This window comes from Pedobacter kyungheensis, from assembly GCF_000812965.1.
GTDB classification, from domain to species: Bacteria; Bacteroidota; Bacteroidia; order Sphingobacteriales; family Sphingobacteriaceae; genus Pedobacter; species Pedobacter kyungheensis.
In genome coordinates this window covers 30,894-44,523 of sequence record NZ_JSYN01000015.1, presented here as the reverse complement: position 1 = coordinate 44,523, position 13,630 = coordinate 30,894, and the positions used below count along the sequence as shown (strand labels likewise).

General features: G+C 38.7%; 14 protein-coding genes. 10 read left to right on the top strand and 4 right to left on the bottom strand.

Translation table 11 applies throughout. From position 1 onward, the window contains the following. The first annotated feature begins 114 nt into the window (after positions 1–114). Entirely contained in the window at positions 115–1,146 is a 1,032-nt protein-coding gene (locus OC25_RS12900; RefSeq protein WP_039476667.1) for an LLM class flavin-dependent oxidoreductase, read from the top strand. Between the two features lies 1 nt (position 1,147). On the opposite strand, the gene OC25_RS12895 is transcribed toward OC25_RS12900, so the two are convergent. Beyond that, positions 1,148–1,588, bottom strand: coding sequence for a DUF4395 domain-containing protein (locus OC25_RS12895; RefSeq protein ID WP_039476664.1), 441 nt, complete (start codon positions 1,586–1,588; stop codon positions 1,148–1,150). Positions 1,589–1,727: 139 nt separating this feature from the next. Between OC25_RS12895 and OC25_RS12890 the strand changes: the two genes are divergently transcribed. The 9 genes from OC25_RS12890 to OC25_RS12850 all read left to right on the top strand — a co-directional run bounded on the left by OC25_RS12890 (position 1,728) and on the right by OC25_RS12850 (position 11,001). Further along, a complete protein-coding gene (locus OC25_RS12890; protein WP_039476663.1) occupies positions 1,728–2,648 on the top strand; it encodes a M28 family peptidase in 921 nt (306 codons plus the stop codon). 9 nt (positions 2,649–2,657) lie between these two features. Continuing rightward, on the top strand, positions 2,658–3,638 hold the full coding sequence (locus OC25_RS12885) for an alpha/beta hydrolase (RefSeq protein WP_156131468.1): 981 nt from the start codon (positions 2,658–2,660) through the stop codon (positions 3,636–3,638). Between the two features lie 2 nt (positions 3,639–3,640). Next, a complete protein-coding gene (locus tag OC25_RS12880; RefSeq protein WP_039476661.1) occupies positions 3,641–4,204 on the top strand; it encodes a YdcF family protein in 564 nt (187 codons plus the stop codon). Positions 4,205–4,277: 73 nt separating this feature from the next. Beyond that, positions 4,278–6,647, top strand: a complete 2,370-nt coding sequence (locus OC25_RS12875; RefSeq protein WP_039476659.1) for a DUF2339 domain-containing protein — start codon at positions 4,278–4,280, stop codon at positions 6,645–6,647. A gap of 16 nt (positions 6,648–6,663) precedes the next feature. After that, a complete protein-coding gene (locus OC25_RS12870) occupies positions 6,664–7,857 on the top strand; it encodes a DUF3999 family protein (protein ID WP_167335397.1) in 1,194 nt (397 codons plus the stop codon). Positions 7,858–7,866: 9 nt separating this feature from the next. Further along, positions 7,867–8,958, top strand: coding sequence for a DUF695 domain-containing protein (locus OC25_RS12865; RefSeq protein ID WP_039476657.1), 1,092 nt, complete (start codon positions 7,867–7,869; stop codon positions 8,956–8,958). Between the two features lie 7 nt (positions 8,959–8,965). Then, complete coding sequence (locus tag OC25_RS12860; protein WP_039476656.1) at positions 8,966–9,418, top strand: DUF1569 domain-containing protein; 453 nt, start codon at positions 8,966–8,968, stop codon at positions 9,416–9,418. A 121-nt stretch (positions 9,419–9,539) separates the two neighbouring features. Then, entirely contained in the window at positions 9,540–9,965 is a 426-nt protein-coding gene (locus tag OC25_RS12855; protein WP_039476655.1) for a VOC family protein, read from the top strand. A 79-nt stretch (positions 9,966–10,044) separates the two neighbouring features. Then, the gene (locus tag OC25_RS12850; protein WP_039476654.1) at positions 10,045–11,001 is read left to right on the top strand and encodes a zinc dependent phospholipase C family protein; all 957 of its coding nucleotides are present in this window, start codon (positions 10,045–10,047) and stop codon (positions 10,999–11,001) included. A gap of 397 nt (positions 11,002–11,398) precedes the next feature. Here the strand turns inward: OC25_RS12850 and OC25_RS12840 are convergent, their stop codons facing one another. From OC25_RS12840 to OC25_RS12830, 3 genes are all read right to left on the bottom strand, one after another. Further along, a complete protein-coding gene (locus tag OC25_RS12840; RefSeq protein WP_039476652.1) occupies positions 11,399–12,064 on the bottom strand; it encodes a DedA family protein in 666 nt (221 codons plus the stop codon). Positions 12,065–12,129: 65 nt separating this feature from the next. Further along, positions 12,130–12,840: a DUF4397 domain-containing protein gene (locus OC25_RS12835; RefSeq protein WP_039476651.1), complete on the bottom strand. Its 711-nt coding sequence runs from the start codon at positions 12,838–12,840 to the stop codon at positions 12,130–12,132. A gap of 60 nt (positions 12,841–12,900) precedes the next feature. Then, positions 12,901–13,581: a DUF4397 domain-containing protein gene (locus tag OC25_RS12830; RefSeq protein ID WP_039476650.1), complete on the bottom strand. Its 681-nt coding sequence runs from the start codon at positions 13,579–13,581 to the stop codon at positions 12,901–12,903. Between the last annotated feature and the right edge of the window lie 49 nt (positions 13,582–13,630).

The window sequence follows — 13,630 nt, the reverse complement described above, 5'->3', positions numbered from 1 at the left end:
TGTTAAGTCAAACAATTAACCAGTTCAACGATTTAAACAGTTAACCATTTTCTTACCATACATCAAATTCCGGCAAATACAAAGCCATTACCTTTGTTAAAATTATTTTAACGTATGGAATTAGGTATTGGCATGTTCGGCGATTTGCAAATCAACGCAAATGGAGAAATTCAACCCGCCCAACAGCGACTTCAGGAAATTATAGCGGAAATTAAACTCATGGATGAAGTGGGTTTGGATTTTTATGGCATTGGCGAGCATCACCGACCAGATTATGCCGTGTCGAGCCCGGAAATTATTCTGGCAGCGGCAGCCACTGTAACCAAAAACATCAAGCTAGGCAGTGCAGTTTCTGTTTTAAGTTCATCAGATCCGGTAAAGTTGTACCAAAGTTTTGCCACTATCGATTTAATTTCGAATGGCAGGGCCGAATTAATGGCTGGTCGCGGCAGTTTTATCGAATCGTTCCCGTTGTTTGGCTACAACCTGCAAGATTACGACGCGCTTTACGAAGAGAAACTGGATTTACTTTTGAAAATCAATGCTTCATCCAAAATTAACTGGAAAGGTAAATTCAGACCGGAACTCAATAACCAGGAAATTTTACCCCGCGCAGTAAACGATAACTTAAAAATCTGGGTAGCCATAGGTGGCACACCAGAATCGGTAGAGCGCGCCGGCAGACTAGGTTTACCAGTTATGTTTGCCATTATTGGTGGTCAGCCCATACAGTTTAAGCCCCTGTTCGATTATTACAAAAAAGTATATCAGGCTTACGGTCACGATATGAATAAATTTGAAGTTGGCGTACACATGCATTCCCTATTTGGAGAAGACACCAGCGAAATAGCAGATTATTATTATCCGCTTTATTCTGCTCAAATGAACAGGATTGGCCGTACACGTGGCTGGGCGCCTTATCAACGGAACCAGTTCGATGCCGGAATGAGCAAAGACGGAGCTTTAATTATCGGCGATGCCAACCAGGCCATTGATAAAATCCTGGCTTTGCAGGAAACATTTGGCCTAACCCGTTTCTCAGCACACATGGATGTTGGTGGCCCATCGCACGCGGCCATGATGAAAGCTATAGAAATTTATGGTACCCGGATTGCCCCGGCAGTTAGAAAAGCTTTACAGCCATAAATTAAGCTTTGTTGCCTTTTAACAATTGCAGGAAACTGTAAACATAACAGCCCACACAAATAGCAAACAGGCTTTCAAGCAAAGCAAACAGCACCATCACTGCGGTAAAAACCATTGCTGCTAAAGGAAAATCGAATAAGAACATCGCCGTAATCAGCAGGCAAAATACAAAGCCTAAGGTTGCGGCGAATTTCTTTGGAGCCAGATCTTTCATTTGTTTTGGCAGTGCCAGTTTCTGGTCAATCTTTAGGGCGACATACTTCAACAAACTGAATTTCCCTGAAGTAAAAGCCCTGCTGGCAAAATCGAAAATCAAAAATAATATGGCCCAATAATTGGCAAATATTAAACAAGCGGTAGCGATTACGGCAACCATAAAGGCTATAATGCGCACCACATTTTCGTTTATTCTTTCGGCAGATATCGGGCAGGATAATTCCATGGCAACTGTTTTTTGCCGTAAAAATATTAAAAATCTATATCGATTAGGTTTCGCTAAAGTCATATCATTATATAAAAGGCGTGATTATACCTGCTGGTAATTTCCGAATTTGTTATATTCGTATCCGATAACTCAACAAATGACGCGCTCAAAAACCCTGGTTTTCAGTTTCTGTTTCTTATTGGCAAGCTGGTGTAATGCTGCAGGGAAACCCGATACAGCCATTATAAAAGCGCATTTAAAAGCCTTAACCAAAACACCTAAATATCGTACCCATCAAAATGTAGATCAGCTGAACCAAACAGCCGATTATATCCGTTCGATATTTAAGCAATATGCTGATAGCGTGTACATACAGGAATATACTGTCGATCAGAAAATTTATAAAAATGTAATCTGTTCTTTTGGTACCTCACACACAAAGCGGATAATTGTAGGGGCACATTACGATAGTTGCGGCGAACAAGAAGGCGCTGACGATAATGCAAGTGGAGTAACGGGATTGTTAGAGCTGGCCAGGCTGCTAAAAGATCAAAAGTTAAACTACCGCATAGATTTAGTGGCCTATACTTTAGAAGAGCCACCCTATTTCCGTACCGAATACATGGGAAGCTATGTGCATGCCAAATGGCTCAAACTTAATAAAATTGATGTTTACGGCATGGTTTCTTTAGAAATGATTGGCTACTTTAAAACGGAAAAGAAATCGCAATCCTACCCAGTAGGCATTTTATCATGGTTTTATGGTAATAAAGGCGATTACATTACCATGGTTAAGAAGTTTGGCGCAGGCAAGTTTGCCAACAGCTTTACTTCGGGTTTTAAAAAAGCAAATACCATTCTTACCAAAACCTTTAGCGGTCCCACTTCCTTGCCAGGCATCGATTTTTCAGATCACCTCAACTATTGGAAATTTGGGTACAGCGCCTTAATGATTACCGATACCTCTTTTTACCGGAATAAAAACTACCATCAGGTTACCGATACCATGGAAACCCTTGATATAAACCGGATGGCCAAAGTAATTGATGGCGTATTTAAAACGTTGATTAAAATTTAATTCTACCGCATGTACATTAAATCAAAAAAACGTCGGGCTAAAAAGCCACTGCCTAAGCTAATCAAAGTCTCGTTTTGGGTGCTGCTAACCTTATTTATACTCGTAAACGTAATAGCTTATAATCAGGCCTACCAACTCACGCATTACTCTGCGCAAAAAGTAATTAAAACAGCTAAACCAGAGCAACTTTCGATGGCTGAGAAAATAAAGACGCTTTTTACAGGTGTATCCAATCCACGTCCGGTAAACAGAAAGAAACCCGATTTACCCTATACCACCATTACATTACAAAGCAATAAAAAATTAGAATGCTGGTTCATTAAACATCCCCAGGCAAAAGGCACGGTAATAATGTTTCACGGCTATAGTGCGTCCAAATCTGGATTGATAAACAAGGCCAATATTTTTTACCAGTTAGGCTACAGTACCCTGCTGGTCGATTTTATGGGCTCTGGCGGCTCAGAAGGTAATGAAACCACAATTGGTTTTACCGAGGCAGAAGAAGTTAAAACCGTTTATCAGTATATTAAACAAAAGGAAAAGAAACCAATCATTATGTTTGGCACTTCTATGGGCGCTGTAGCGACAATGAAAGCGCTTAACGATTTTAAGCTCAATCCCGATGCACTGATTATTGAATGTCCATACAGTAGCCTGTTGAAAACTACTGAGGCCCGGTTTAAAATTTTACATCTCCCCAGTTTCCCACTGGCCAATATTTTGGTGTTCTGGGGAGGTTTTCAACATCAGTTTAATGGTTTTAACCTCCGCCCGGTTGATGATGCAAAAAGCATAAAATGCCCTGTTTTGTTATTATACGGCGAAAAAGACAGCAGGGTTTCACGTGCCGAAATCGATGAAATTTTTAACAACCTCAAAGGAAAGAAAATACTTCGCACTTATCCTTTGGCTGGCCACGACAACTACCTAATGCAATATCAACCCCAATGGACACAAGACATCAACCAGTTTTTAAAAGCCCTAAACTGAAAATGAGGCTGCTTATCAAAGCGTTCCTGATCCTTTTAGTACTTTGGTTTAGCATCCACACCTGCGTTACCATTATCGATGGGATGAATAATACTCCAAGAAATGCTGATTTAGGCATTGTGCTGGGCAATAAGGTAAACGAAGACGGAACCTTATCAGACAGGTTGCAAAAAAGACTGGAGCGTGCCCTCAGCCTGTATCAGGATGGTCGTGTTAAAATGTTATTGGTAAGTGGCGGACGCGGCAAAGAAGGCTTTAACGAAGGCGATAAAATGCGCGATTTTCTGATTAAAAAAGGCGTTCCGGCCCATGCAATTATTACCGATAACCGGGGAGATAATACCTTAAAAACCGTGCAAAACACAGCTAAGCTCAAAAGCGATTACCACATTGAGAGCATTATAGTGGTTTCGCAGTATTACCACATTACCCGCAGCAAGATGCTGTTTAGGAAAAATGGCTTCGATAAGGTGTTTGGTGCCAGTCCTAACTATCTCGAATGGCGCGACGGTTATTCGCTTGTCCGCGAATTTGTCGCATTTTATACAGAACTGTTACCTGCCTGATCAATAATTTCTTAACCTGATCAAAATTCATTTCCTATATTTAATCAAATAAGTTACGCAAACCAGATATCGGATGGATAATTCGGAAAAATTAAACCTGCTTTTAGTTAAGCTCGAGAATTTATTGCTGAGGCAACAAAGCTTCGAAGCCGAAATTCAGGCTTTAAGACAGGAAGTTAAAGCTTTACAATCGCCAGGCTCTACAAATGCTCCGGTAGTTGCAGCACCTGCTTTTGTACCGCCAGCCAGAAATACACCTCCAAATCCTGTGACAGCGCATACCGCTACTCCGCAGCCGGTTCCTTCACCTTTTCCCAGACCTCAAAGTCCTGTACAACCTAATTTTGCCGACCGCTTTAAGCGTGAGAATATGGTTAAATCGGATTTCGAGAAATTTATTGGCGAAAACCTGATCAGTAAAATCGGTATCCTGATTCTCATTATTGGTGTAGCCATTGGCGCCAAATATGCTATCGATCACGATATGATTAGTCCTTTAACGCGGATTGTATTGGGTTACGCTGTAGGAGCTGGTTTAATGGGCTTTGCCATCAAATTAAAGGCTAAGTACGAAAACTTTTCGGCAGTTTTGGTTAGTGGAGCCATTGCCATCATGTATTTTATCACCTATGCCGCTTACGATTTTTATGCCCTGATTCCTCAGGCCATGGCCTTTGGGTTGATGGTGATTTTCACTTCTTTTACGGTGGTTGCCGCTATTCAATACAATAAACAGGTTATTGCGCACATTGGCCTGGTAGGTGCTTATGCCGTGCCCTTTTTATTAAGCGATGGCTCAGGCAAAGTGGGCGTTTTATTTAGCTACATGGCCATCATCAATATTGGCATTCTGATATTGAGCTTTAAAAAATACTGGAAACCTTTATTTTATGCTTCTTTCGGACTAAGCTGGCTTATTTTTTCGGCCTGGCGTTTAGATTTAAGTAGCAATAACCAGTATTTTGGCTTAGCCTTGCTATTCGCTTCCATATTTTTCATCACTTTTTACATCACCAATCTGGCTTATAAGGTGCTTAAACGCGAAGTATTTGGCTTAAGCGATGTGGTGATTATACTGTTAAACGCTTTCATTTTTTATGGTCTTGGCTATTTAATTATAGGCGACAATAAAAACAGCACCGCATTTTTAGGCTTGTTTACACTGGTAAACGGGGTGATTCACTTTATAGTAAGCCTGATTATTTATAAAAGAAAACTGGCAGATAAAAACCTGTTTTACCTCATTCTGGCCCTGGTGATTACCTTTATTACCATGGCCGTACCCGTACAACTAGATGGTGGTTGGGTAACCATATTCTGGACAGTTGAGGCAGCTGTACTCTTTTACCTGGGCAGGGTTAAACAGATTGCTATTTACGAAAAGCTTTCGTTTCCGCTCATTTTCCTGGCCTTTTTTAGCCTTTTAGAAGACTGGATGAGTTATTCAGGTTACTATGGTAGCGATTTGATCGTTAAACCAATATTCAATGTAGGTTTCTTAACTGCCATCATCTTCATAGCTGGCTTTGCCTGGATGTTTAGCATTAGCAAAAAAGAAACTGAAAAACCAGCAGAGTGGATTTGGATGCGTCAGATATTGAGTTATAGCATTCCTTCCATTTTGTTATTTGTGGTATACATTACCTTCGCCATGGAAATTTCGAAGCACTTCAATAACCTCTTCGAAAGCACTAAAATTAATACGCACCCTAAAACAAATGCCGATTATGCCAACTATTCCTACAACTACAATTACGAAAAATTAAAAATAGCCTGGCTTTATATCTATACCTTATGTTTTGCTGCAGCTTTGTCTTATTTCAACTTGAAAAAACTAAAAAGCAGCGAATTGGCCATTGCTTGCCTGGCCATTAACCTGTTGGTTATTGCTTTATTTTTAACCAATGGCCTTTATAATTTAAGCGAGCTTAGAGATGAATATTTATTTCCAGACCATAACTACTTTAAAGTTGGCGCTTTCAATATCGGAATCCGCTATGTTGCTATTGCCTGCTTTAGCTTATTAATTGTAATGTTTTACAAATTAATCAATTCCGAGCTGTTTAAAAGTAACTTTAAAACCCTTTTCGATTACCTGCTTTACATTTCCGCTTTGTGGGTAATTAGCAGCGAGCTGATTAATATTTTAGAACTTGCCCGTTTGGATGGCAGTTATAAGTTGGGGTTGAGCATCCTTTGGGGTACCTACTCCCTTTTCTTGATTGGGTTGGGCCTGGCCAAAAACAAAAAACACCTGCGTATTGGAGCAATGGTGCTGTTTGGCATTACACTCATCAAACTTTTTGTCTACGATATTGCCTACCTCAGTACCATTTCGAAAACCATTGTTTTTGTATCGCTCGGCGTGTTGCTGCTCATCATTTCTTTCCTTTACAACAAGTACAAACATTTAATTATTGATGATGTTGAAACTAAAAAATAAAATGCTTTTCTGGCTTTTGTCTTGCACAATAGCTGCAAATGCGCAAACTGCTCCTTATACCTTAAAAAGAGAGATTACTGGAGTACAGACCAACTGGCACAGCCTGGTATTGCCTAATCCGATGTACCAAAAGTTAAAACCGGGCTTTGAAGACCTGCGTATTTTTGGTGTAAACGGCAAAGATACCGTTGAAGTGCCGTACCTGTTAAAGCAACGTGGCGATCAGGTTAGCACGCAAGAAATTGCTTTTAAACAACTGAACCAAAGCAACGCAAATCAGGTTTACTATTATACCTTTCAGCCCTCGGCAGCAACTGTAATCAACCAGATTAACCTGAATTTCAAACAAGAAAATTTCGACTGGAAGGTTAACCTCGAAGGCAGCAACGATAACCAAAGCTGGTTTACCATCGTAAAAGATTACCGGATTTTATCAATCAAAAATCAGTACACAGACTACCATTTTACCAGACTCAATTTTCCGGATGCTAAGTACAGCTATTTTCGGCTTGCGGTAAAAAGTAATACCCAGCCAGAACTTTTAGCCACGAAAATTTTAAAGGCAGATACCGTAAAGGGTGTTTTTCAAAACATCAAATATCAATCGTACAACATTAAAAATGATGCTGAACACAAAGAAACGGTTATCGATATTAATTTAACCGATCCGGTACCGGTATCGCAATTAAGTTTAAATGCCCAAAGCGACTTTGATTTTTATCGCCCGTTTAAAATCGAATACGTAACCGATAGCTTTAAAACCGATCAGGGCATCCGGTACAATTACATGGAGCTTTACACCGGCACCATCAGTTCTTTAGAAAAACCGGTATTTACCTTCCCTAATACAATCACTTCAAAACTGAAGATTACCATTCAAAACAATGATAATAAGCCATTACGTTTAAGTGGTTTAGCACTGAAAGGCAATGTATACGAGTTAATTGCCCGTTTTGATGATCCAAAGCTACCTTATGCTTTATATTATGGCAACGAAAAAGCGACAGCCCCGAGTTATGAAATCGATAAATTCGAAAATAAAATACCTGCTGGTTTAAGTTCACTTACCATCGGCGAAGAGCAGCAAAATCCGGCCTACACAGTCAAAATAACCAAACCTCTGTTCGAAAACAAAGCCTGGCTATGGGTTTTAATGGCTGTAATTATTGTATTACTGGGCTGGTTTTCGTTTAAAATGTTGCGGAATTAAATATAAAAAATGAGTTTATTAAAAAAAATATTTTGTTCAAAAGAAGAACCAATTAAATCAAATGAAGATTTCTGGATATGGTTCAGAAAAAATGAAAAGGATTTTTTCAAAGTTGTTAAAACAAATGGAAATTTTGAAAAAGACTTCTTCGATAAGCTTTCGCCAAAATTAGCTGAATTAAAAGATGGTTTTTTCTTTTTAACAGGAATGGTTAATAATACTACCGCTGAGCTCGTTCTTACGGCTGATGGGAATATTAAAAATATCGCTTTCGTAGAAGAGCTCGTTGCTTCTGCCCCAAACATAGAGGGCTGGATCATTACCGCCCTAAAACAACCATTAGCTTTAGAAAATGTAAACATTAGCATGGGTAACTTTCAGTTTAATAAAGAAAATTTAAACTTTTATTATACTGAACATCCAAACTTACCAGATGAAATAGACCTGACTATTGTTCACCCCGATTTCAATAAACAAAATGCCAAAACGATTACCAACGGTGTATACATTTTCCTTGATAATTATCTGGGAGAACTAAACTCTGCAACAACTATTGATCGTTTGAAAATAGTTGGGAAAGAAGAAATTGAAAAAGAACTTATTCCAATAGAAAAACTAAAACATTTTCTAACATGGCGTGAAAAGGAATTTATAGAGAAATACGATGGCATTAGACACAGTATCGAGAATGATAATTATAACATGCTTGAAGCCGAATTAGAAAATGGTAATCCGTTGATAGCTGTTATAAACACCGATTTATTGGCATGGGTAAATAAAGCATCACATCCATGGATTTTAAATATCGAAATTAGATTTTCTGCCGATAATAATGGTTTGCCTAATAATGCTGTATACAATCAACTAAATGATCTGGAAGATGAAATACTCGTATTATTAAAAGATAAAGATGGATATTTAAACATTGGCAGAGAAACCGCCAACGGTACAAGAGAAGTTTTATTTGCCTGTAAAGAATTTAGAAAACCTGCTAAAGTAGTGCATGAAATTATGAAAAAATACGCTGACAGATTTCAGATATCTTATGATATTTATAGAGATAAATACTGGCAGTCATTTAATAGATATATATCTAAATAAACAAACCATGAAAAACATTTTTCAACCCGAAGTAACCGCCGAAATCATTGACAGAATTAATCACCTTACCCCCAATACACCACAGCTTTGGGGCAAAATGAACGTAGTGCAAATGCTGGCGCACTGTAATGTAACCTACGAAATGGTTTACGATAATATCCATCCTAAGCCAGGTATGTTTATGAAATTTATCTTAAAAAACATGGTTAAAAGTAAAGTGGTAAGCGAAAAGCCCTATCCAAAAAGCAACCCAACGGCTCCCCAATTCATTATTAAAGATGAAAGGAATTTTGAAAAAGAGAAAGCCCGCCTAATCGAATATCTGCATAAAACACAACAATTGGGCGAAAACCATTTCGATGGAAAAGAATCGCATTCTTTTGGAGTACTCAACAAAACCGAGTGGAACAATATGTTTTACAAACATTTAGACCATCATTTATCGCAATTTGGAGTTTAGAACCGGGCTTTAGCCTTTAAGCTTTGGTATGATTGCCCCCTTAAAAAGTCTCTTTTACGCCCTATGTGCTATGGATATGTTGCCGAACTTAGTACTAACAAAAACCCAATAACAAAACAAAATGACAAAAGGACTTGTAACATGCCTTTGGTTTGACGGACAGGCCGAAGCAGCAGCAAATTATTACTGTAGTGTTTTTAAAGATTCGAAAATTACCCAGGTTACGCCCATGGTAGTTACTTTCGAAATTAATGGAAGTAAATTTATGGGCCTGAACGGTGGACCACAATTTAAGTTCGATGAAGCAGTTTCGTTCATGGTTAACTGCGATAGCCAGGAAGAAATAGATTATTACTGGGATACGTTAACCAAAGATGGTGGTCAGGAAAGCATGTGTGGTTGGTTAAAAGACAAATTTGGCCTTTCATGGCAAATCATCCCATCTAACATTGGCGAGTTAATGGCCGATCCTGAAAGGGCACAAAGAGTAATGGCCGTAGTGATGCAAATGAAAAAATTAGATAAAGAAAAAATGGAAAATGCTTAAATTTTTCATAACTTGAATAAGAATTCTTCCTGACTACATAGTAATCAGGAGGAATTCCTAACAGAAAATATTTTTAACAATGAAAAGATTAACGATTTTAATTGCGTTAATCATCCCTACTCTTCTTTGTACCTCCTGGGGGTTCTTTGCACATCAAAGAATCAATAACCTTGCTATTTTTACACTTCCGGCTGAGATGATCGGGTTTTACAAAAAAAATGTAAAATACATTACCGAGCATGCTGTAGATCCCGATAAGCGCAGGTACGCTGATACCTTAGAGGCACCCAGGCATTATCTTGATGTAGAAAACTACGAAAAAAACATCGATAGCATTCCCGAAAAATGGAACGATGCGCTGGACAAATATGGCCTGAAAAAACTCAACACGAATGGCATTTTACCCTGGCAAATTCAGCGCACTTATTACAGCCTGGTTAAAGCTTTTAAAACCCGCGATTCAGTTAAAATTTTAAAATACTCGGCCGATTTAGGCCACTACATTGGCGATGCACATGTTCCGCTACATACTACAGCCAACCATAACGGACAACTCACCAACCAGGTGGGTATCCATGCTTTTTGGGAAAGCCGCTTGCCCGAGCTTTTTTCTACCCGCTACAATTTTGTGGTAGGCAAAGCCAATTATATCGAAAATCCGTTAAAAGCAGCATGGCGGATCGTAAAACATACCCATAGCCTGGTTGATACTGTTTTAACCTTCGAAGCTGCCCTCAGCGCATCTTTTCCATCCGATCAGAAATACAGTTTCTCAGAAAGGAATAACACCATTTTAAAACAATACTCCATCGAATATTCAAAAAGTTACCACGATAGGATGAATAATATGGTAGAAAAGCAAATGCGCAGCGCTATCCTCCAAATTGGTTCTTTCTGGTACTCGGCATGGGTTGATGCCGGACAACCCGTACTTAAAAATCTGGTAAAACAAGAACCAACTCCAGATGAAAAGAAAGCCGAAGCTGATACAGAACGAAAATTTGAGAAAGGCATTCCGCTGGGTAGAGAGATTTAGGGGAGATATTAAAGAATTCTCGGTATAACTGTCACCCTGAGAGGTAATTTATTGTATAAAAATATGAGTGACAGCCCCTTCCGGGGTCGTCATTTCGAGCGGCCCCGATAGCTATCGGGGGCAACGTAGTCGAGAACCCGAAGGCTCAGCGAAGCTAAATCTGTCTAAATAGATTTCTCCGTTCCACCACCGGTGAAAACCGGCTGGCTCCAGTCGAAATGACGATCATATCATTAGGTCTGTCAATGATAGCCTCCCGATGAATCGGAACAGGTTGTCGAAGGCCCAAAAAAACATAATAATAGACTTGATTTATTATTTGCTGTAAACCTTTTATAAACAAAAAAAGAGACCTTATTGCTAAAGTCTCTTTCATTTATCTTGTTTAAACTACTTTTTAAAGTACTTCTTCAGTTTTTTTTGATTGTAAACGGCTTTTAATGGCAGCCCATATCGCTGGTACAAAAGTAACCACAGCAATAAAGATAATCACCAGTTCAAAGTTATTCTTAATTACCGGTATCTGGCCCAATAGGTATCCGCCCATTAATAAAGCAAAAATCCAGGTAACACCACCAATAATATTATAATAGGTAAACCTGCCGAAAGGCATCTTGGCAATACCAGCCACAAAAGGCGCAATTGTTCTGAAAATAGGTAAAAACCTACTCAACATAATGGCTTTACCACCATGTTTTTCAAAAAACTCGTGCGATTGGTGGTAATATTTAAGCTTTAAGATTTTATTCTTTTCTTTAAATACCCCTGCACCTAAAACACTTCCTAATTTATAGTTAACGGTATTACCTAAAATAGCGGCAACAATTAAAATAACCATCATTACCCAGATATTTAAACCCGTTTCATGCTCGCCTGCAATTAAAGCACCCATTGCAAACAGTAACGAATCGCCTGGCAGGAATGGCGTAACCACAAAACCAGTTTCAGCGAAGATGATCAGAAATAAAATCAGGTAAGTCCAGGTACTGTATTCTTTAACAATTTCGGCTAAATGGACATCTATGTGAAGGATAAAGTCTAAAAGCTGCTGTAGTAATTCCATTTATCTAATTTTGGGCAAAAGTATGAATATCAAAGGGATTAAATGCTAGTAAAATGCAATAATAATTAGTTGGTAGAAACCAGGCGCATTTGAAGCTCATTCTTTTTTGTTCCATCAAGCAAAACCGTATAAACCAATCCTTTTGTAATGGCAATTGATTTTGATGTATTGGTTGGAAGCGAATCTAATGCATTTACATCTGGTTGCGTTGCAATGGGAGCTTCCAGTGCAAAAGAAATCCTGGTAGCCTTGGTTAATTTAATCGTACGACTTACCCTGTCGCCATACTTCATTGTAAATTGTGCAAATGCTCCCGCGGCATCTTTTACAATAACGTTAGAACCTAAAGTATAACCGAGATTTAAGAAGGTTAGCTTTACAGAATCTAAATTTTGCTTCACATCATCCTGAAAAACCGTTAAAACGGGTGGACCGGTAAGTGTTTTACGGGTATAGAATATCGAATAATTGGCGCCAATATCAAATTTATTGGTGGTACTGGCTACATCTGTAGTTGTATTTATATTTCTGGAGGTAATGGTGTAGCTTGAATCGCCGGCCACAACAATATAATTACTGTTTGAACCATAAGCTGTAGAAGCGCCAGATTGAACGCCGCGCAGGAAAAAATTTTGAATAGTATCTGTTACTGCCGAATGAAAATACCTGATCTTAGCATCTCCTTTAATAAAATTATCGTTCTTGATGCAGGAAAAAATCATTAATACCGGCACAAGAAGAAACATTTTAGGCCATAAAAAATTGCTATTTTTCATATAAAATTGCTGATGCTAATAAAACGTAAAGATAGCAGAAAGCTTATGAATTTACCGAAATTAATTATCGGTAATGATATGCGCCTCCAAGTTTGCAGCTGTTGTGCCACTAAACCAAATGGTGTATATTTTACCAGCCACTAAATTCGAATTATCAATTGTTTTAATGTTGCCCGAACCAACAACCGAATACCTTAAATTCAAACCGGCATCGACTGTAAAATAGCCTGATGCTTCTTTATAGGCCAGGCCATTAACAAACTGCAAACCGGCCTGCACACTCACATTTATTCCTGTTGGGAAATTTGGGCTCAGGTTTATCAGCTTCACTTTCGCTTTATCCATCTCGGTAGTGCTAAGGTTATCTTCGTAGCTTACAATTTCGCGTACATTACTCTTATTGGCGACCAAAAAAGCAGTGTAGGTAATGGAAGGCGTAAAATTAAAAGAGGTATTGGTATTATTGGCACTATTTAAGCCAATGTAGGCCACACTGCGACTGCCGGAAGGTATTTTAATATAATCGCTGGTTTCGCCAAAGGCCAGCGCTACACCGGTAACCTTAACATTATCTAAATAAACATCCTGCTCAATTTCTGTCAACGTTGCATTAACCACCTTAATTTTTGCTTCGCCCTTAACAACCACATCGGGATCATCTTTTTTACAGGACGATAAAGCCAGTACAGAAACAGTAAAAAACAGAAAGATCACTTTTGAGAGCTTGTTAAAGATTTTCATGGTTAGTTGTTATTTGGTTGAAAACAAAAATGGCTCGGTCAAAAACCAA